The following is a 19,597-nucleotide window of genomic DNA, read 5'->3' as shown; positions in this document are numbered from 1 at the left end:
GCCTACGCGGGAACGAGGCCGTCGGCCTCCTCGCGCAGCACGCGCACTTTGCCGAGCTGCGCCTCGAGGTCGGCGATCCGCTCCGGCCTGCGGTCGCCGTATTTCCCGTAGTTCTCCTCGGCCGAGCGCAGCGCCTCGTCCGCGGCGCGCGAGACCTCGGTCGCGATGTCGGTGAAGTGGTCGCGCAGCACCCGCTGCACGGCGCGCAAGCGGTTGCGCGACTCCTTGCCGACCTGGAAGATCACGTCGTCCATCAGGCGGGCCACCGCCACCTTGGCCTCGGCCCTGCGGCGCAGCTTGCGGTTCTTGCGGTCGTCCCACAGCGCGTTCACGCCCAGCAGCACGCCCGCACCCGCCGAATACCAGTTCACCAGCGACATGCCGAGCAGGCTCGTGGCCAGACCGACCATCAGGATGCCGCCGTAGGAACCGCGCAGACCGGTCAGGAACTGCTGGGTCACCCCGGCCTGCGCGCTTTCCAGCGGCTCCAGCGGCTGCACCGCTTCGAGCACCTCACCGGGGTCGGCCAAGCGCAGGTCCGGCAGGGGCGGCGTGCGGTTGTCGGCCGGGAACTTGGCGGCCACCTGCTCGCACAGCTCCATCGAGCGGTAGTGCGCCACGGCGAAGTTCTCCTCGACCGCCTCGCAGATGCGCGCGTCCAGATCGGCGCCGAATTCCTTCCAGCGGCGCGCGGGATCGGTCTGGGCGATCTCGGCCTCGGCGTCGCGGATCAGGCTGCGCAGCCGGTGGCGCAGGTCGTGCTCGATGTCGGCCATCAGCTCCGTCGCGCCGTCGACCAGCGTGACCTGCCAGTTCGCGGTGCGCTGGCGCAGCTGGTCGGCTTCGTCGCGCGCGCGGGCGAGCTGGTCGGTGATCTCGGCGCGGCGGCGGGGGTCGCGCAGCGCCTCGACCTCGGTGCGCAGGGTCAGCGCGAGGTGATCGCAGACCAGGCGGATGTCACCGACCGCGGCTTCCAGCGCCACCGCGTCCGCGCGAGCCACCACGTAGTCGCGCAGATGGTCGATCAGCTGCGGCACGCCGGATTCGATGTCGCGCTGGTAGTCGCCGGTCGATCCGGCCTGCCGGTGCAGTTCCGCGGAGACCGGGGCCACCGCGAAGCCGAGGCCCGCCGAGTCGAGCAGTTCCCGGTTGCGCTGCTGAGTGCGCGACCAGTGCGGAAACAGGTCGATCTTGTTCAGCACGCAGATCACGGTCGGGCAGATCTGCTGGATGCGCTGCAACTCGGCGATCTGCTCCACGGTCAGCTCGGCGCCCGCGTCGCCGACGTAGAGCACGGCGTCGGCCGCCGCGATCATCGACCAGGTGGTGCGATTGTCGCCCAGCGCACCGGGCGCGTCCATGACCACGACACCGTCGGCGAGCAGCGGGCTCGGCTGGGTGAACTCGGCGCGGACCACACCCTGGGCAGCCAGCGCCGGGCCGGGATCCAGCGGGTCGACCGACTGACGTTCGGTACGGCCGTACTCGGTCTGCCGCACCAGCGTCGCGGTCGGCTCCGGCCCGTACTCGACGATCACCGGGACGCTCAGATCGCTGTTCGTCGCGCTGACCGAGGCGCCGACCAGGCTGTTGACCAGCGTGCTCATGCCATTCTTCGGAGGACCGACGACCACGAGCCGCACCCGGGGATCGCTCACCCTGGCACGGACCATGCCCAGCCTGCTGCCCAGGTCGTCGCGTCCGGCGGATCGGGCCGTCTCCCGCAGCTCGTCGAGGATCCGAATGAGCGGGGCCATCGCGTCCGGGTGTTTCACGGTCGCGGCCTTCAGCCCGGCAGCGGCAGACAACCCTCCTCCTTACTTCTCGGTGACTTTCGTTCCGGTACCCCCTGCGGCCACTCCGCGGTCGTCGGAACCTCCGCGGCCCTGCTAGAGCAGGGAGATGTCCGAGACATCGGACGCATAGTGGTGCGTATCCACTATGCCCGACTCCGGTAACAGGGCGCCCGAGAGGCTGCCCCCGGAGGACAACGCCAGTGTGGAGTGGTCGTAGGTGTAGTCGGCGACCGGGTAAGCGGAATCGGCGGGGTGGTCGAGCGCCAGCGGCGCCGAGATGCCGTGCGGCTTGGGGTCGATCACCTGCGGCTTGATCGGCGCCTGGGTGGGCACGGGGGCGGTGTACGTCGGCGCGGACGGGGCGTGCGGCTCGATGGTGGGCGCCTGCGCGGGGGCGCTGTAGGTGGGGTCCGGCGCGTCGTATGTCGGCTGCGACGGCCTGCTCACCGTCGGCACGTCACCGGTGGGCAATTCGTGGGTCGGTACGTCGTTGGTGGGATGCGTGCTGTTCGACGTGCCACCGGTGCTCGGCCGTCCGGTGACGCCACCCGGCGTGGTCACGTCGTCGTCCGGGGTGGTCGGCGCGTGCGTGGGCGCCGGGGTCTGGGTGACCGTCGGGACCTTGGTGGTGGGCACGTCCGGCGCGGTGGTGACGCCGCCGTGCGGCACCGTGGTGGCGCCGGGGAGCTTCGTGACGTCCTGATCCGGCGTCTTCGGCACGGACGGGGTGGTGACGTCGCCGGGAACGGTCGGCGTCGGCGTGGTCTTGACGATCGTGGTGGGCGCGGTGACGCTCGACGCGGGCGACTGCGTCGGGTGCGACGGCTGCGGGTCGGTGACCGGGGCGGGTTTCACCGCGGGCGTCGGCCGAATCGCGTCGAACAACGCGGGGACGGTCGCGGCGGGAGCGGTCAGCACGGACGGGCCCTCCGGCGCGGCGATCACATTCGCGATCGGAGTGGAGGCGGCGTCGGGCTGGATCGTGGTCTGCAACGGGGTGGCCGCGACCACCGGCGCCGCCGCGACCGCGGCAGGCGCGGGCGCGGGCACCGCGGCGGCAGGGGCCACCGGCGCGACCGGCGCGACCGCTGCCGCGGGAGCGACCGGCGCCGAGGCGGCCAGCGGCTGCGCGACGCTCGTTGCCGCGGGCGCGCCCGCGGCAGGCGCGGACTGCGCCACGCCGGACGCCGCCGACGATTGCGTGGCGGACGCTCCCGACGACGTGAGCCCGCCGAGCAGCCCGGAGGGGCCGTTGCTCAACGCGTTCGGCTGCGCGGCCGCGCTGTCGGTGCCGTCCGGCACATGGATGCCGTCGGCCAGCCAGTCGGTGTACTCGTCGAGCTGGTCGCCGACGTGCCCGACCCCGACGTCCACCTTCATCTCGGAGGTGAAGTAGATCCCGTTCGGGCCGAGCCCGAAATCGACCGACCACTGGGTGCCGACGAACATCCCGAGATCGCCGCCCTGACCGACACCGTCGAACGGATCGCCCGCCGCGTGCGCCGCACTCGCGCCGCCGCTGCCGGGCAGGTCGAAGACGGTGGAGCCGGGCGCGACAAAGCCGTTCGCGCCGGGCAGGCCGAAGCCGTGCCCGGCCTGGCCGAGCCCGTGGCCGGGCAGTCCGAACCCGTGCCCGCCGGGTGCGTCGGATTCACTCACGGCGTCGGACCGGACGCCGGGCAGCGAGAAACCGTGGGATCCGTGGCCCTCGGTCCCCGGAATGGACAGTCCGCTGCCGGCCTCCTCGTCCACGCCGGGAATGCCGCCGAGCCCCGGGACGCCGCCGCCGGAGTGTCCGGGCAGTTGCATCCCATGCGCCCCGGACTCGCCGGGCAGCGTCGGCAACGGCATGCCCGCGTCGGTTCCGCTGTACTCCCCGCCGAGCGTGGGCAGCGATGGCGCGGAGCCCGCGCCCGGCAGGGCGAACCCGGGCGCGGGGCCGACCGGATTGGGAGCCGGATTGCCGTGCGCCACCGGAACGTTGGAGCCGTGCGAGGAGAACGGCGCCGGCTCGACGACCGGGTCGGGGAAGGTGATCACCGGGCTCGGCTGGTCCGGATCGGGATCGGTGCTGTGCGCCCAGCCGGTGTGCCAGCTGTCGAGACGGGATTCGCCGGGCTGTGCGGGAACGCCGCCGCCGTTGGCGGCCACCAGCGCCCCGCCGGTGACATAGGCGCCCGCCCGCGCGACCCGCGCGACGCCGGTGGCCACACGGTAGGCGGTGTCGCCCGCGCGCTCGGCGCCTTCGGTGTCGTCGTCGAAGGGCAGATCCCGCGTCATAGAAGCTCCACTCTCGGTTCGTCCAGCATCCTCACCGCGCCGGTCCGAGCAAGTGAAGATCACCCAACAGTATTTCGGGAATACCAACCTGTCACATTCTCCAGGTCTGGAGACAACGCGACTGTGGTGGGCAACACAACCCTGCCATCCGGATTACCGGATCGGAAGCCCTATTTCCGGCGGCTGTCCGGACCGCACGCAGTCTCGAATAGGCACCGCCACCTGGCCTGATCGAGCACGTGCCGAGCACACGGCAGCGGAACTGATGGAGCTGTAAAGGTTGCCGGCGGAGTGCCGAAGTCACGCTTTCCACCGTCGGACTCGACAAACCAGCCGTTCGGCGATACGGACGTGCGGGGAGCGGACGCATTAACCGGACGGCTGCCGAACCCGGTCGACTCCCGCTGCGCCACTTTTCGGCTACGCCAGGGCCCGTCGGCGGGTGCACGTCCGTTACATGATTTCGCCGTGGTCAATGCCTCACTTTTCGGTCCGGCGCATCGCGTCACTGCCCAGCCGGGCGGTGGCCTGCCGGGCGCCGCCTGCCCGCGAATCTTCCGCCGCCGCGTTGCTCGGGTTCACCGCCCGGTATCGGGCCATTTCGCGCCTACACCCGCAGCCACCGTCGCGATCTCAGACTGTGGGATTAGATTGACCCCATGGCCGGACACCGAATCCTGGTCGTGGACGACGAGGTTCGCGTGCTCGCGTCGCTGCGGCGGGGACTGGAACTCTCCGATTTCGAGGTCGTCACCGCGGCCGACGGCGCCGCGGCGCTGAGCATGGTCCGCACCGCCACGCCCGACGCGATGGTGCTCGACGTCAACCTGCCCGAGCTCGACGGCGTCGGCGTGGTCACCGCGCTGCGGGCGATGGGCAACGACATCCCGATCTGTGTGCTCAGCGCCCGCACCGCGGTCAGCGACCGGATCGCCTGCCTGGAACGCGGAGCCGACGACTACCTCACCAAGCCGTTCGATCTGGGCGAGCTGGTCGCCCGGTTGAACGCGCTGCTGCGGCGCAGGCGCCGACCGGTGGACCGCCCCGACCGGGCGCGCACGGTCGGGCAGGTGCGGATCGACCCCGCCGGACGCCGGGTGCTGGTCGCGGGCAGGCCGGTGGAGCTGACCAAACGGGAATTCGATGTGCTCGCCCTGCTCGCCGAGCACATCGGGGTCGTGCTCGACCGCGAGCAGATCCTGTCCGCCGTGTGGGGCTACGACTTTCCCACCGACACCAATGTCGTCGACGTGTTCGTCAGCTACCTGCGACGCAAGCTGGAAGCGGACGGCGTACCCCGGGTGATCCACACCGTGCGCGGCGTCGGCTTCGTCCTCCGGGAGGAACCATGAGCGGATCGCCGTCGCTGCGCACGCGGGTAGCGGTCGTGTCGGGGGTGGTCGCGGCACTGGTCGCGCTCACCTTGACGATCACCTTCGCCGCCCTGCTCGGCGCCACCGGTGAGCGTCAGCTGGACGAGACCGTGTCGTCGATGGCGGTGCGGGTCGCCGGGCCGCGCGAAGCCGCTCCCGCGCAACCGGTTCCGCCGTCCGCGGCCACGTTGTCCCCCGAGCAGGCGCCCGTGGACGCCGGCAGGCCTGCCGACGCGGCGATCGCCCGGGTCGACGGGCTGCCCGGCGTGCTGGTCGCGCTCGATCCCGACCGCGACGTGGTGGAGGCGGCCATTCATCGCAGCCAGCGCGTCGGACTCGGCATCGGCGTGGCGGGCGCGTTGCTGGCCGCCCTGCTCGGCTGGTTCCTCGCCGGCTTCGCCGCACGCCCGCTACGTCGTCTGGCCGACGCCACCCACCGTATCGACACCCTGGAGGAACTGCCGCCGCTGTCCGGGCGCGGCGCGCGGGAAGCCGAGGAACTCTCCGACGCGATCACCCGCATGCTCGCCCGGCTGGAAGCCGCCCACCGTGCCACCCAGCGGGCGCTGACCGGCGCGCGCGACTTCGCCGCGGTCTGCGCGCACGAGTTGCGCACGCCGCTCACCGCGCTGCGCACCGACCTGCAAGTATTGGCCACCAAGGAGATTCCCGAACAGCAGCGCGGCGCGATCCTGTCCGAGATCCTCCTGGCCGAACGGCAGATCGAGAACACGCTGACCGACCTGGAACGTCTCGCGGTCGGCGAACTCACCGAACCGGACGTCTTCGAGCCGTTCGACCTCTGCGACACCCTGGACCGGGCGGTGCACGACGCGCGGCGCAGGCATCCGGGGGTACGGGTGGAACTCGCCGAATGCGCGCCGATCACGATGACCGGACTGCCGGGCGGGGTCATGCTCGTCGTCACCAATGCCGTCGCCAACGCCGTGCAGCACGGCGAAGCCGCGACCGTCACCGTCAGCGCACGCTCCGGCCCGCGGGACACGGTGGAGATCACCGTGGACGACGACGGTCGCGGCATTCCACAGGCGCTGCGCGGCGACGCCTTCGACCGGTTCGTCAAAGGCCCCGGCTCCCCCGGTTCCGGCCTCGGCCTCGCCCTGGTCCGCCAGCAGGCCGAACTCCATTCCGGCACAGCCGAACTCGACAGAAGTCCGCTGGGCGGCGCCCGCCTGCGCGTGCGGCTGCGCGCGGCGGGCTGACCCCTACTTCTTGTCCTTCGGCTTGTCCGACGCGGCGTCCGAGGACAGCGCGGCCACGAAGGCTTCCTGCGGGACGTCGACGCGGCCGATCGTCTTCATCCGCTTCTTGCCTTCCTTCTGCTTCTCCAGCAGCTTGCGCTTGCGGCTGATGTCACCGCCGTAGCACTTGGCCAGCACGTCCTTGCGGATGGCGCGGATGTTCTCGCGGGCGATGATCTTCGACCCGATCGCGGCCTGGATGGGCACCTCGAACTGCTGACGCGGGATCAGCTCGCGCAGCTTGGTGGTCATCTTGTGGCCGTAGGCTTGGGCGGCGTCGCGGTGCACGATCGCGCTGAACGCGTCCACCGCCTCGCCCTGCAACAGGATGTCCACCTTCACCAGCTGCGACTCCTGCTCGCCCGCCTCCTCGTAGTCCAGGCTCGCGTAACCGCGGGTGCGCGATTTCAACGAGTCGAAGAAGTCGAAGATGATCTCCGCCATCGGCATGGTGTAGCGCAGCTCGACGCGGGTCTCCGACAGGTAGTCCATGCCGCCGAGCTCGCCGCGGCGGGACTGGCACAGCTCCATGATCGAGCCGATGAACTCGCTCGGCGCGATGATGGTGCACTTCACCACCGGCTCGTAGACCTTGCGGACCTTGCCCTCCGGCCAGTACGAGGGATTGGTGACGACGTGCTCGGCGCCGTCCTCCATCTCCACCCGGTACACCACGTTCGGGGCGGTGGAGATCAGGTCGAGGTCGAACTCGCGCTGCAGGCGTTCGCGCGTGATCTCCATGTGCAGCAGGCCGAGGAAGCCGCAGCGGAAGCCGAACCCGAGCGCGACCGACGTCTCCGGCGTGTAGGTCAGGGCGGCATCGTTGAGCTGCAACTTCTCCAACGCGTCGCGCAGGTCGGGATAGTCGGAGCCGTCCACCGGGTACAGGCCGGAGTACACCATCGGGCGCGGCTCGCGATATCCGGTGAGCGGTTCGCTCGCGCCGCCGCGCGCACCGGTCACCGTGTCGCCGACCTTGGACTGGCGCACGTCCTTCACGCCGGTGATCAGGTAGCCGACCTCGCCGACGCCGAGCCCCTGGGTCGGTTTCGGCTCGGGCGAGACGATGCCGATCTCCAGCAGCTCATGGGTGGCGCCGGTGGACATCATCTTGATCTTCTCGCGCGGGGTCAGCTTGCCGTCCACCACACGGACATAGGTGACCACGCCGCGGTAGGTGTCGTAGACCGAGTCGAAGATCATCGCGCGGGCCGGCGCGTCCGCCTCACCGACCGGCGGCGGCACCTGGGCGATCACCTGGTCCAGCAGATCGGCCACACCTTCGCCGGTCTTGCCGGAGACGCGCAGCACGTCCGACGGGTCGCAGCCGACGATGTGCGCCAGTTCGGCGGCGTAGCGCTCCGGGTCGGCGGCGGGCAGGTCGATCTTGTTCAGCACCGGGATGACCGTCAGATCCTTGTCCAGCGCCAGGTACAGGTTGGCAAGCGTCTGCGCCTCGATACCCTGCGCGGCGTCGACCAGCAGGATCGCGCCCTCGCACGCCTCCAGTGCCCGCGACACCTCGTAGGTGAAGTCGACGTGGCCGGGCGTGTCGATGAGGTGCAGCACGAAATCGGTGCCCGCGTGGTCGCCCGTCCGAGGCGTCCAGGGCAGCCGCACGTTCTGGGCCTTGATGGTGATCCCGCGCTCACGCTCGATGTCCATCCGGTCCAGATACTGCGCACGCATCTGCCGCTCCTCGACCACACCGGTCAGTTGCAGCATCCGGTCGGCCAGCGTCGACTTGCCGTGGTCGATGTGCGCGATGATGCAGAAGTTCCGGATCCGGGCAGGATCGGTGAACGTCGTGTCGGCGAAGCTGGCGGGCACTCCACTCCTCATGGGTATCGGCAAACTGCCGTCTATCGTCCCATGGTGCTGTGTTGGTTTTTGCAGCGCCTTCGACGCTGCGTGTTCGCGGCCCCGGGAAGTCTCGCGTCCGAGAGACCGAGACTCGCGACTGCGTCGCATGCGCTTCGGTCACTCGGACGCGAGACGGGCCGCGAACGGTGCTCGTAAGACTCGCACCCTGGCGGGTCGAGAGTGTGGTCGAGCTGCGGATGCTTCGGGCGCGCTGCGCCGTCCTCCGCTGCGATCATCACGCTCGGCCTCGGCGCACCTTGCCGGCGGGCAGGAAGCCGGACATGTCCGATCGGTCCCGGATCGGCGGGCACATCCGCTTCCATAGCTCGCTCGCGGACGAATGGGCCCCCGCGACACAACGCATCCCACGCGGGTGATAAGCGGCAGGTGCGCCGTTATCCTCCTGAGATGGCCCGAAGTTGGAACTCTCTCGGCAAGCAGATCGGTCTCATCGCTAAGCAACAGGGGCCCAAGATCGTCAAGCAGCAGGGTCCCCGGTTGGTCGACCGGCTGGTGGGGTCGCTGGCCCAGCGGCGCACCGCCACCGGTGTCGCGGTGCGGCCCGCCGCGTCCACGCCGGTGCCGACCGCCGAGCGGGCGCGGCAGATCGTCTACTCGCCGCAACTGGACGGGCGGGCCGACCCCGGGGAGATCGTCTGGACCTGGGTGCCGTTCGAAGAGGACCCGAGCAACGGCAAGGACCGGCCGGTGCTGGTGGTGGGCCGGGACCGGCGCACGCTGCTGGGCCTGATGCTGTCGTCGAATCCCGAACGGGCGTACGACCGCAACTGGATCGGGATCGGCAGCGGGTCCTGGGACCACGACAACCGGCCCAGCTGGGTACGGCTCGACCGGGTGCTCGACGTACCGGAGGCGGGCATCCGCCGCGAGGGCGCGATCCTGCCCCGCAAAACCTTCGATCTGGTCGCCCACCGGCTCTGCGCCGAATACTCCTGGCACTGACCGCCGATGTCGCGCGTGCTCGGGCCGACCATGATCGCCATGCTGATCACCGACGTCGGTTTCCTGCTCTACTGGGCGATCGCGTTCGCCCACGTGATCCCGCCAGAATGGGCGTACAAGGATTACACCGACCCGATCATCAGCGACTGGAACTATTCGTTCGTCGTGCTCGACCTGGCCGCGAGCGCCACCGGCTTGGCCTGCCTGTGCCGCTCGCCCGGTCGACGCACCCTGATGACCGTGTCGCTGACCCTGACCAGCGTGGCGGGGTTGCAAGCCATCGCGTTCTGGACGCTGCGCGGTGATTTCAGCCCTGTGTGGTGGGTGCCCAACCTCTTCCTGCTGCTGTTCCCCATCCCGGCGCTGGTCACCTTGGTGTGCACCGCACCGCAGGAGCGCGCCGCGAGCTGACCGCCGCGGGACGCGTTCGTTCAGGAGATCATGTCCCGGGAACGGCCGAACAGCAGTCCGTACAGCAGCGCGCCGAGCGCGCCGCCGATCAGCGGGAAGACGATGAACGCCCAGACCTGCCCCATCGCGCCGTGCTGATAGGGCGCCACGGCGAGGCTGCGGGCCGGGTTGACCGAGGTGTTGTCCACCGGGATCGACACCAGGTGGATCACCGCCAGCGTCACGCCGATGGACAGACCGGCCAGCGGCACGTCGGAGAGCTGGTCGGTGGACGACAGCACCACGAAGACCAGCAGCGCCGTGAGCATGACCTCGACGATGATCATGGCGGCGATGCCGAAACCGTTCTGCACCACCACCTCCCCCAGCGGCCCGCGGATCGCCGACGGACTGTGCTTGCCCCATCCGTTCGCCCCGAGGCCGTCGACGGACCGGTCGTACGACGGCAGGTTCTTGGCCAGCGCGAACAACACCAGGCCGGCCAGGAGCCCGCCGATGAGCTGGGAGATCACATACCCCGCCGCGGACACGCCGCTGAGCCGGCCGAGCAACAGATGTCCCACGGTGACCGCCGGATTGACGTGGCAGCCCGAGATCGGCCCGATCGAGTACACGAGAAACATCAGCGACAGACCGAAGCCCAGCGCGATGCCGAGCGGACCGACCTTCTCCCCCGCCAGCACCGCGGTGCCGACGCCGCCGATCACCAGGACGAAGGTGCCGAGCGCCTCCGCGCCCCACTTCTTGCTCTCGGGCACCGGCTTGTTCTCGACAGCCTCTTCGACTACTTCCTGGGCCGTTGGAGACATCTGTCCACCTTCCGCGTTCCAGACATGTACTCGGACGAGTCGTGGTACCGCTTCGACAGCCAGCCGCATGAAAGCAGCGGTTGCTAGGAGGACGCTACGCGAGTCGGATGATCTCTACAACGACTTCGATGCCGGTCGAGTCACACCTCCGGCCTGCTTAAACGGTCACGTGAGACAGGGAGCTGGCAGATTGCCGGGTGCCGCGACCGCATACCGTGGTGGCGTAGGTGGCGTTCCGAAGCACGGCGGTGCGCCGTGCGCCCGCCGACTCGGACGTCGCCAGGAGACGCCGCGGCCGGTCGGGTGTCGATTTCGCGAGCCGAAGGGTGACTGGTACCCTCGACCTTCGGCGCTGCGTTACCCGTTCTCCTCGGGTATGTCGCGCGCCCGACGAACTTTTCCAGGACAGACCAACCAGACAGGAACACGAGGAACCGGCGTGGCCAACATCAAGTCCCAGCTGAAGCGGATCCGCACCAACGAGGAAGCGCGCAAGCGCAACCAGTCGGTCAAGTCCGCGCTGCGCACCGCCATCCGCAGCTTCCGCGAGGCCGCGGCCGCCGGTGACAAGGAAGCCGCCGCCGCGCGCCTGCAGTTCGCCAGCCGGAAGCTGGACAAGGCCGCCTCGAAGGGCGTCATCCACGCCAACCAGGCCGCCAACAAGAAGTCGGCCCTGGCGCTGGCCTACAACAAGCTCTGATTCACCCGGTACCGCGCGCCGGTACCGAGTTCGTGGTGTGACGCAGCCGTCGTGGCCTCGATGACCACGGCGGCTTTTGTCGTGCCCGGACGGCAACCGAGGCGCCGAAGCCGTTCCAGCTGGTGTTTCGACGTTCGGCCCGCGCCGCGTCGGAGGTTCCAGCTACCATTCCGCGCATGGTAACCGTGTATGCCAATCAGACGGTCGTTCGCGCCGAGGATCTGCCCGACGTGATCCGCGCGGCCGAGGTGCTCGGCTTCGGACTCAAGATCGAGAATGTGCTGGTTCCTGACGACGACGGCGGTTACTCGTTGGAGTGGATCGTCACCAGGGACGAGGATGTGCCCGCCTACGAGGAGTGGGAAGGCCGCTACGAGGACGCGGACGACGACGGCGAACTGGTATTGAGTTCCACCACGGAATAGCCCCAGGTCACGGCGCGGCGAGCGCGGCGGTGAGCCGGTCGAGCGCCGCCTGGGAGTCCGCGTCCGCGGCGCGGTAGATGATGATCCGCTGGTCGGGATCCTGTACGGGCATGAGTACCTCGTAGCTGACGACCAGCGGACCCACCACCGGGTGCCGCAGCGGCTTGTTCCCCCGTCCCTGCACCCGCACGTCGTGGCGCGCCCAGGCCTGTTCGAACTCCGCGCTGTAGGCGGTGAACTCGGCGATCAGGTCGGCCAGTGCCCGGTCGTCCGGATGCGCAGCCCATGCCGCCCGCAGATCGGCGATGCCCTCGCGGATGATGCGTTCCCGCTCGACATAGAAATCCCGCATGCCTGGGTCGAGCAGGCACAGCCACATGGAGTTGCGCTGCCGTTCCGGCAGCGCGCCGAAATCGGTGATCAACGCCGCCATCTCCCGATTCCAGGCCAGGATGTCGTAGCGGTGGTTGACCAGCATCGCGGGCAGCGGGGACAGATCGCGCACCAGCATGGCCAGTGCGGGCGCGGGCGCCGTGCTCGGCTTGCCGCTGTCGGGCTGCCGTTGTCGCGCCAGGTCGAACAGGTAGGCGCGCTCGTCGTCGTTCAGGCACAGGGCCCGTGCCAGCGCGTTCAGCACCTCCACCGACGGCCGCAGGCCCCGCCCCTGCTCCAACCGCACGATGTAGTCGGTGCTCACGCCGGCCAGTTCGGCCACCTCTTCGCGCCGCAGCCCCGGCGTCCGGCGCGCCTGCCTGCGCTGCGGCAGGCCGAGATCGTCCGGCGTCAGCCGCTCCCGGCGGGCCCGCAGGAAGGCGGCCATCTCCTGCACTCGATCCGCGCCGTTACCGGACACCGCTCGACTGCGCGGGTTCCGACCTCCGGGTCCGAGGTCGCGGGGCTTGCTCGAATCCGCGCTGCTACCGGCTCCGCTGTGGTTGCGCGGGCTGCCGCCACCGGAGCTGAGGTCGCGCCGCTGGGCCGACTCCGCGCCGCTCCCCGGCCCGGCCTGGTCACGCGGGCTGCCGCCGCCGGACCTGGTGTCGCGGCGCTGTGTGGGGTTCACCGTGCCAGTCATCACCGTCGATCCTACGGCTGCCTAGGACTGGCCTTCCCAGGATGAGACTTCCCTTACTGACCTGCGCACGACGCTGAAGACTGGCTTCCGGCAACAAGGCATCGCGAAAACACAAGGAGCTGGACATGTCCGGAGCTCGCACCCTCGACACCTACCGGCTGCTCGGCCGATCGGGCCTTCGGGTGTCGCCCCTGTCCCTGGGAACCATGACCTTCGGCGCCGATTGGGGCTGGGGCGCGGACCGGGACGAGGCCCGCAAGATCTTCGACACCTATGTCGATCGAGGCGGCAACTTCATCGATACGGCCAATCAGTACACCAACGGCACCTCTGAGCAACTGCTCGGCGAATTCACTGCGGACAACCGCGAAAGTCTGGTGCTGGCCACGAAATACACCATGCTGCGCCGTCAGGGCGACCCGAATTCCGGTGGCAATCACCGCAAGAGCATGGTCGGCTCGGTGGAGGCCAGCTTGCGCAGGCTGAACACCGACTACATCGACCTGCTCTACTTGCACGCCTGGGATTTCCTGACTCCCGTCGAGGAGATCCTGCGCGGCATGGACGATCTGGTCCGCTCGGGCAAAGTGCTCTACGTCGGCATCTCCGACGCGCCCGCCTGGCAGATCGCGCGGATGCAGACCATCGCCGATCTGCGCGGCTGGTCGCCGCTGATCGCGCTGCAGATCGAATACAGCCTGATCGAGCGGACCGTCGAGCGCGACCTCATCCCGATGGCGCGGGAGCTGGGCCTCGGCGTGATCCCGTGGTCACCGCTGGCCAGCGGTGTGCTCACCGGCAAGTACAGCCGCGCCGACCTCGACCACCAGGCGGACGGCTCACCCGAAGGCAGCCGCAAGAACGTGGCCGCCGCCAACGGCTCGCTCACCGAACGCGGCCTCGCCATCGCCGACGTCGTCAAACAGGTCGCGGCCGAGATCGGCAAGACGCCCTCGCAGGTAGCGCTGGCCTGGACGCTGCGCGAGCCCGGAGTCACCTCGCCGATCATCGGCGCGCGCACGGCGGCGCAGTTGGAGGACAACCTCGGCGCGCTCGAGGTGGAGTTCGACGCCGCCCAGCTCGCCAGGCTGGAACAGGCCAGCGCCGTGGACCTCGGCTTCCCGCACGAGTTCCTGAACCGCCCGATGACCCAGAGCGTCACCTTCGGTGATCTGAAGATCGAAGGGCGCGCCTGAGCGACGCGCGCTATGCGGCGGTGCGAAGAAAAAATCGCACCGCCGCATCGGTCTGCGCAGGCACGGGCGTCTACGTGGATCCAGCCGAGGTGCACCACATCGCGGATCGCCACAGGCACTGCAGGTGCCGGGCATTCACGCTGCCGGAGCCGTCGCCACGGCGCACGCCGGTGATCTGCCCGCCGGGAGCATCACCGCGGAGCCCAAAAATGCTCGAGCCGATCTCATCCGCGATCCATTGAAGCGCGTTCTCGCGCAGACTGCCCGTCTTCGGTGAGCTGACGCGCGGACGGCTCAGTGATCCGTCCGTTCCACTGCGGACCGAACGGATCGACGGCACGCGGTGGAACGCCGCTCCGGCCGAACGATCCGAACCGACCCCGCTCGACATGCGCCGCGCACTCCAGCCGAACGATGCCAACCAGCCCCGCTCGACATGCGCCATGCGCTCCGGCCGAGCGATCGGAACGGGCGTGGCTCAATCCGCGCCGTGCAGGTCGAGGATTCGGGTGAGGGCGTGTTCCAAGGCGTAGCCGGCGTCGGCGGCGCCGCCTTTCACGTCGGCGTTGAGGGTCGCGACCACCTGGAGAGCGGAGCCGATGGTCGCGGGGGTCCAGTTGCGGGCCTGCGCTTGCGCCTTCTTCACCTTCCACGGCGGCATACCGAGCTGCTGGGCCAGCTTGAACGGGTCGCCGCGCCCGACCGAACCGACGCGCGCGATGGTGTGCACCGAGTCGGCGAGCGCGTCGGCGAGCAGCACGTGCGGCACGCCGCGGTCGTTCGCCCAGCGCAGCGCCTCCATCGCACCGGGACGGTCCCCCGCCACCGCGAGTTCGGCCACGTCGAAGCCGGAGACCTCGGCCTTGCCCGAGTAGTAGCGGCGCACGGCCGCCACGTCGATCTTCCCTCCGGTGTCCGCGGCAAGCTGCCCGCACGCCGCCGCCAGCTCACGCAGGTCCGAGCCGACCGCCTCCAGCACCACTTGGACGACCTCGCCGGACACCCGCACTCCGGCGTTGCGGAACTCGCCACGCACGAACTCGACGCGCTCGGCGGCCTTGGTCAGCTTGGCGCAGTCGTGGGTGACGGCCCCGGCCTTCTGCAACGCGGGCGCGAGTGCCTTGGCCCGGCCGCCGCCGGAGTGCACGACGGCGAGCACCACGCCATCGGGCGGGCTCTGCGCAGCCTCGGTGATCACCGCGACCGCGTCTTTACCCGCTTCGGCCGCCGACTCGAGGATGATCACCCGGTCCTCGGCGAACAACGACGGGCTCAGTAGTTCGGCCAGCTCCGCGGTACTCGCGTCCCCCGCGCGCAAACGATCGACCGGCACCGCGTCCGGGTCCGCAGCCAGCGCCCTGACCTGCGCGGTGAGCGCGGCCAGCGCCCGCTCGATCAGCAACTCTTCTTCCCCGAGCACCAAGTGCACCGGCGCGGGCCGCTCGCTCACGACAGCGCCTCCCCGTTGCCGGAGGGCGTCGTGCTCGCGGGCTCTGCCGCCTTGCTCCATTCGCCGTGCTGGTTCACAGCCCGATCCTACGATCCATGACCGACACCTCACCCCGCCACGGGTAGTCGCGGCACGCGAGACGAATCGGCGATCGTGGCTGTCCTAGCATCCTGATGAGGGCGAACCTCGGCGGGTGCCAGCTCATCTGCTCGACCCGGCACCGAAGAGATCCCGCGCTGCTACACCCCGGCGCCGGGCGAGCGCACCCCATCGCGGAGTACTGCGAGGTGACGCGGGCCTCCTTCACGGTGGCCGATCGCGGGGCTGCCGCCATCGCGCCAGTGGCGAGCCGTTCCGGTGCGGTGCACGTGAGCGAATCACGCCTGCGATCCGGGCGTCCGCCGCTCATCGAGAACTCGTCATGCGCAGCTGCCCTCCGCCGCCCGAGACCACGATGTCGCCTTCCTGGTCGGTTCGGACCACCGTCGCGCCGAGGGCGGACAGGTCGGCGAGGACAGCGGGGGCCGGATGCCCGAAGGCGTTGCCCGCGCCGACGCTGACCAGCACCAGCCGCGGGCGCACCGCGTCGAGGAATTCCCTTGTGGTGGTGCGTGATCCATGGTGCGGAAGTTTGAGGATCTCCGCCTGGATGGGAATCCCGGCATGCATCAGAGCCCGCTGCGCGGAGGCTTCGATATCCCCGGTGAGCAGGATCCTGCCCGCGGGTGTGCGGGCGGTGACGACCACCGACCGGTTGTTGGCGTCCTCGGTTTCGGCGCCGGGGACCGGTCGCGGACCGTTCCGGCCTGGCGCGAGCACCTGGAGTTCGATCGACCCGAAACTCAGAACGTGTCCGGCCGACAATTCCAGCAGCGGCACTCCCGCGCTCCTGGCGATGGTCGCGACCTGCGCGAGACCCGAGCCAGGGGCGCGCGCGTCACCCGAACGCTCTTGCCTTCCGATCCCGTCTTCGCCGGGACGACAGCCGGGCGCATGTCGCGGTACCCGGCCAGGATGATCGGCACCACCCGCCGAACGGCCATTCGCGCCTCGCCACTCCGGTAGAGAAGCTGGGTCGCTGCTCGCATGGCCTTTGGCGGCACCGGTGAAGCCGTCGGGATGCGCGGCCGGGGCGGCTGTCGGCACGGGAACGCACCCCAGCGCGGCTTCGGGAGCACCGCCTCCGGATGGAGCCCGCGGTGCGAGTGCCTCGAGTTCGTGGATGCCGACGGCGATCGCGTCGACCGCGCGGTCGTGCAGCGCGCCGCTGAGCCCGTCGATGTGGTCGGCGTGCGGATGGGTGAGGATCAGCAGGGGGATTCGCGAAACGCGCAACCGATCCAGGCAGGTGCGGATCGGACGTGGATTCGGCCCGACATCGATGACCACGGCGGCGCCGGGACCGACCGACAGCGCGAGACCATCACCCTGCCCCACATCGCACGCCGCGAGGACCCAGCCGGTGGGCGGCCAGCCTGGATGCCAGAGCCGTACCGGAACCAGGACCACCGCCACCCCGACCACGACCGCGGCGGCGATTCGCCGCGCGGCACGCGCACGCAATGCCACGATCACGCCGACCACGACGGCACCCGCGACCAGCCCGCCCGCCGGTCCGCCCGGGACCGCGAGGGACGCGCCGGGCAGGGCGGCCGCGTGACGGGCCACCCACAGCAACCACCACAGTGGCGGAACCGCGCAGCGCAGCACCGAGTCGGCCGGCGGCGACCACAGGATCGACAGCACCGCCCCACCGGCCCCCGCGACGGTGATCGGTGCGATGACCGGGGCGACCAGCACGTTCGCGAGCACCGCGACCAAGCTGAGCCGCCCGGTGAGCGCGATCATGATCGGCGTCGTGACCACGAAGGCCCCCGCGGACACGGCCACCGTCTCGGCGGGCACCCGCCACCATCCCCTGGCCCGCAGCCAATCGGCCCAGCTCGGCGCCAGCAGGATCAGACCACCCGTCGCGACGACCGACAGCGCGAACCCGGCGTCGACGGCGAGTCCCGGCCACAGGGCCAGCAGCGCGATGATCGCGGCGCACAGCGCGGGCAGCGCCTGCTTGCGGCGGCCGGTGAGCACGGCCAGCAAGGTGATCGCGCCCATCGCACCGGCGCGCAGCACGCTCGGGTCCGGCCGGGCGACGACGACGAACATGAGCAGCGCCGCGGCGGCGACGGCCGTCGCGCCCCGCGGCCCGAGCGTCAGCAGGCGTACGGCGAACAACACGACCGAGAGCAAAATGGTGAAATTCGCGCCGCTGACCACGGTCAGGTGTTGCAGCCCGGCGACCTTGAAATCGTCACGCAACTGATCCGGCAGCATCGAGGTGTCACCGACGACGAGCGCCGGTAGCAGTCCAGCGGCGTCGGGCGGCAGCGCCCGCTCAGCCGATGCCGCGAAGTCGGCGCGCACCGAATCGGCGGCGCGCTGCCACCACGGCAGCGGCCCGGCGGAGGTGGGCGCGCCCTGCGCATGCAGCGTGACGACCGTGAGGTCGGATCGGCGCGGCTTTTCCACCCGAGCACGGAACTCGATCGGCCCTCCCGGCGACAAGCCGCCCCATTCCGAGCCGGACGCAAGGACGACCACCGCGCCACCGGCGCGCACCGTCACCCCACCGCGCCGGTACTCGCGCAGATCTGCCCGGACCATCCACTGACGATCCGCACCGGACACTGTGGTGCGCAACGGTTTCGGGTCGCTTGCCGGAATGACCACCACACGCAGGGACTGCCCTGTCACCGTCCGCAGCGGATGCGTCGCCACGCGATGTTCCCGCCATGCGGCCGCGGCCGCGAATCCCGCTCCGAGCACCACGGCGGCGAGCGCCACCATCGCCACCGCGCGCCTGCGTTCGCCGCGGGGCGCGATCGCCCACAGCAGCAGCATCCACAATCCGATGGCCATCGCCGTCAACGCGACCGCCAGCGCGATCCCCGCCCGCCACCCCGCCGCCACCGCCACGATGGTCGCGCCCCAACAGCACAAGGCGGCGGGCAACAGGCGAGCGTCCAGTGCCGCACCTGCGCCGGGCTCCTCCGGCGCCGCGCCGTCCCCACGACCTCGAGCGGCTCCGACGCCTGTACCGGCCTTCGATCGCGTATCGGCGCCCGACTTCCGTCGGAGCAGTTCGAGCAACGCCGCGGCACTCATACCCGCACCAGATCACGCAGCCGGGCCAGGCGGGCGGGGCCGATGCCGTCGACCTCGCCGAGCTGCTCGACGGAGGTGAAACGTCCGTTGGTCGTACGCCAGCTGACGATGGCCCGCGCGGTGACCGGGCCGACACCGGGAAGAGCATCGAGTTCGGCCTCGGAGGCCGTGTTGAGATCGATCCGGCCCGCCGGGCTCGAGGGACGGCTCGGCGCGGCGGCGGACCCGGTGGACGGACGCCCGCCCGCGCCGATCGTGCCACTGCCGTGCTGCGGCGCGCCCGAACTCGGCACGACCGGCCCGACCAGCACTTGGTCGCCATCCGACAACCGCTGCGCCAAATTCAGGCCGGTGGTGTCCGCGCCCTCGCTCGGGCCGCCTGCGGCGGCGAGCGCGTCGGCGACACGCGCACCTTCGGGGAGCCGAACCAAACCGGTGCGGTGGACCAAGCCGACCACACTGACGACCAGCTCGGCCGTCGGCGGAGCGGGATCGACTCGCCCCGGTTGCGCCCCGGCCGCAGTCGTCGGGGCGGCAGCGCCGGTGGTCGCCAAGGTGACGCTCTGCCCGACCGGCAACGGCGGCACCGGATGCGTGACCGGGCGCTCGCGGAACACGACCACACCGGCGACAACCATCGCGGCGATGCCAGCGAACGCGAGCGTACGGACCCCGCGACGACCCGGATCGAGCCGGGCACCCCGGAATCGTTCCGGCACGAGGCGGTGCAGCCGATTCGCTGCGGGCGCCGAATCCTCCAGCCAGCCGGGCGACCGGACGCGACCGACATCGTCCTCGGCTTGCGGGCCCGGCGCCGGATGACTGGGCAACC

Annotated in this window: 16 protein-coding genes; 7 read left to right on the top strand and 9 right to left on the bottom strand. The window is 70.4% G+C overall.

Annotated features, from left to right (window positions below):
* Nucleotides 1-2: 2 nt before the first annotated feature.
* Nucleotides 3-1,808, bottom strand: a complete 1,806-nt coding sequence (locus ACH49X_RS14855; RefSeq protein ID WP_357205146.1) for a dynamin family protein — start codon at nt 1,806-1,808, stop codon at nt 3-5.
* Between the two features lie 81 nt (nt 1,809-1,889).
* The gene (locus ACH49X_RS14850) at nt 1,890-4,076 is read right to left on the bottom strand and encodes a hypothetical protein (RefSeq protein WP_357205144.1); all 2,187 of its coding nucleotides are present in this window, start codon (nt 4,074-4,076) and stop codon (nt 1,890-1,892) included.
* 659 nt (nt 4,077-4,735) lie between these two features.
* On the opposite strand from ACH49X_RS14850, the gene ACH49X_RS14845 reads away from it, so the two are divergent.
* Together ACH49X_RS14845 and ACH49X_RS14840 are read left to right on the top strand one after the other, a co-directional pair.
* Complete coding sequence (locus ACH49X_RS14845; protein ID WP_357205141.1) at nt 4,736-5,428, top strand: response regulator transcription factor; 693 nt, start codon at nt 4,736-4,738, stop codon at nt 5,426-5,428.
* A complete protein-coding gene (locus tag ACH49X_RS14840; RefSeq protein WP_195077581.1) occupies nt 5,425-6,672 on the top strand; it encodes a HAMP domain-containing sensor histidine kinase in 1,248 nt (415 codons plus the stop codon). The genes ACH49X_RS14845 and ACH49X_RS14840 overlap by 4 nt, the downstream gene beginning before the upstream one ends.
* Before the next feature lie 3 nt (nt 6,673-6,675).
* Here the strand turns inward: ACH49X_RS14840 and lepA are convergent, their stop codons facing one another.
* Entirely contained in the window at nt 6,676-8,553 is a 1,878-nt protein-coding gene (lepA, locus tag ACH49X_RS14835) for a translation elongation factor 4 (protein WP_067811521.1), read from the bottom strand.
* A 429-nt stretch (nt 8,554-8,982) separates the two neighbouring features.
* Between lepA and ACH49X_RS14830 the strand changes: the two genes are divergently transcribed.
* A complete protein-coding gene (locus ACH49X_RS14830) occupies nt 8,983-9,537 on the top strand; it encodes a type II toxin-antitoxin system PemK/MazF family toxin (RefSeq protein WP_195077580.1) in 555 nt (184 codons plus the stop codon).
* 6 nt (nt 9,538-9,543) lie between these two features.
* A complete protein-coding gene (locus tag ACH49X_RS14825) occupies nt 9,544-9,948 on the top strand; it encodes a DUF5360 family protein (RefSeq protein ID WP_357205137.1) in 405 nt (134 codons plus the stop codon).
* A gap of 20 nt (nt 9,949-9,968) precedes the next feature.
* On the opposite strand, the gene ACH49X_RS14820 is transcribed toward ACH49X_RS14825, so the two are convergent.
* Nucleotides 9,969-10,757 carry an aquaporin gene (locus ACH49X_RS14820; protein ID WP_195077578.1) on the bottom strand — a complete coding sequence of 263 codons (789 nt, stop codon included), beginning with the start codon at nt 10,755-10,757 and terminating at the stop codon, nt 9,969-9,971.
* A 439-nt stretch (nt 10,758-11,196) separates the two neighbouring features.
* Here ACH49X_RS14820 and rpsT point away from each other — a divergent pair, with 439 nt between their 5' ends.
* Together rpsT and ACH49X_RS14810 are read left to right on the top strand one after the other, a co-directional pair.
* On the top strand, nt 11,197-11,457 hold the full coding sequence (gene rpsT / locus ACH49X_RS14815; RefSeq protein ID WP_067810479.1) for a 30S ribosomal protein S20: 261 nt from the start codon (nt 11,197-11,199) through the stop codon (nt 11,455-11,457).
* Nucleotides 11,458-11,633: 176 nt separating this feature from the next.
* Nucleotides 11,634-11,882: a hypothetical protein gene (locus ACH49X_RS14810; RefSeq protein ID WP_067810480.1), complete on the top strand. Its 249-nt coding sequence runs from the start codon at nt 11,634-11,636 to the stop codon at nt 11,880-11,882.
* A 7-nt stretch (nt 11,883-11,889) separates the two neighbouring features.
* On the opposite strand, the gene ACH49X_RS14805 is transcribed toward ACH49X_RS14810, so the two are convergent.
* Entirely contained in the window at nt 11,890-12,957 is a 1,068-nt protein-coding gene (locus ACH49X_RS14805) for a helix-turn-helix transcriptional regulator (RefSeq protein ID WP_357205134.1), read from the bottom strand.
* A 125-nt stretch (nt 12,958-13,082) separates the two neighbouring features.
* Between ACH49X_RS14805 and ACH49X_RS14800 the strand changes: the two genes are divergently transcribed.
* Nucleotides 13,083-14,153 carry an aldo/keto reductase gene (locus tag ACH49X_RS14800; RefSeq protein ID WP_195077577.1) on the top strand — a complete coding sequence of 357 codons (1,071 nt, stop codon included), beginning with the start codon at nt 13,083-13,085 and terminating at the stop codon, nt 14,151-14,153.
* A gap of 70 nt (nt 14,154-14,223) precedes the next feature.
* Here ACH49X_RS14800 and ACH49X_RS14795 read toward each other — a convergent pair whose 3' ends face one another.
* From ACH49X_RS14795 to ACH49X_RS14780, 4 genes are all read right to left on the bottom strand, one after another.
* Entirely contained in the window at nt 14,224-14,598 is a 375-nt protein-coding gene (locus ACH49X_RS14795) for a hypothetical protein (protein ID WP_357205131.1), read from the bottom strand.
* A gap of 33 nt (nt 14,599-14,631) precedes the next feature.
* Nucleotides 14,632-15,603: a DNA polymerase III subunit delta gene (gene holA, locus ACH49X_RS14790; RefSeq protein WP_323123910.1), complete on the bottom strand. Its 972-nt coding sequence runs from the start codon at nt 15,601-15,603 to the stop codon at nt 14,632-14,634.
* A 405-nt stretch (nt 15,604-16,008) separates the two neighbouring features.
* Nucleotides 16,009-18,612: a ComEC/Rec2 family competence protein gene (locus tag ACH49X_RS14785; protein WP_357205128.1), complete on the bottom strand. Its 2,604-nt coding sequence runs from the start codon at nt 18,610-18,612 to the stop codon at nt 16,009-16,011.
* 149 nt (nt 18,613-18,761) lie between these two features.
* Nucleotides 18,762-19,403: a ComEA family DNA-binding protein gene (locus ACH49X_RS14780; RefSeq protein ID WP_397069938.1), complete on the bottom strand. Its 642-nt coding sequence runs from the start codon at nt 19,401-19,403 to the stop codon at nt 18,762-18,764.
* Nucleotides 19,404-19,597: the final 194 nt, after the last annotated feature.

Source organism: Nocardia sp. NPDC019323 (assembly GCF_044389845.1).
Taxonomy (GTDB): domain Bacteria; phylum Actinomycetota; class Actinomycetes; order Mycobacteriales; family Mycobacteriaceae; genus Nocardia; species Nocardia implantans.
Note: the sequence above shows the minus strand (reverse complement) of the source record. Positions and strands in the feature narration are given on the sequence as shown.

Coding starts and splice junctions, on each gene's coding strand:
- ACH49X_RS14850 (WP_357205144.1), bottom strand. CDS start 4,076: ATGACGCGGGATCTGCCCTTCGACGACGACACCGAAGGCGCCGAGCGC.
- ACH49X_RS14830 (WP_195077580.1), top strand. CDS start 8,983: ATGGCCCGAAGTTGGAACTCTCTCGGCAAGCAGATCGGTCTCATCGCT.
- ACH49X_RS14845 (WP_357205141.1), top strand. CDS start 4,736: ATGGCCGGACACCGAATCCTGGTCGTGGACGACGAGGTTCGCGTGCTC.
- ACH49X_RS14780 (WP_397069938.1), bottom strand. CDS start 19,403: ATGGTTGTCGCCGGTGTGGTCGTGTTCCGCGAGCGCCCGGTCACGCAT.
- lepA (WP_067811521.1), bottom strand. CDS start 8,553: ATGAGGAGTGGAGTGCCCGCCAGCTTCGCCGACACGACGTTCACCGAT.
- ACH49X_RS14820 (WP_195077578.1), bottom strand. CDS start 10,757: ATGTCTCCAACGGCCCAGGAAGTAGTCGAAGAGGCTGTCGAGAACAAG.
- ACH49X_RS14800 (WP_195077577.1), top strand. CDS start 13,083: ATGTCCGGAGCTCGCACCCTCGACACCTACCGGCTGCTCGGCCGATCG.
- ACH49X_RS14810 (WP_067810480.1), top strand. CDS start 11,634: ATGGTAACCGTGTATGCCAATCAGACGGTCGTTCGCGCCGAGGATCTG.
- ACH49X_RS14805 (WP_357205134.1), bottom strand. CDS start 12,957: ATGACTGGCACGGTGAACCCCACACAGCGCCGCGACACCAGGTCCGGC.
- ACH49X_RS14795 (WP_357205131.1), bottom strand. CDS start 14,598: ATGGCGCATGTCGAGCGGGGCTGGTTGGCATCGTTCGGCTGGAGTGCG.
- ACH49X_RS14840 (WP_195077581.1), top strand. CDS start 5,425: ATGAGCGGATCGCCGTCGCTGCGCACGCGGGTAGCGGTCGTGTCGGGG.
- ACH49X_RS14825 (WP_357205137.1), top strand. CDS start 9,544: ATGTCGCGCGTGCTCGGGCCGACCATGATCGCCATGCTGATCACCGAC.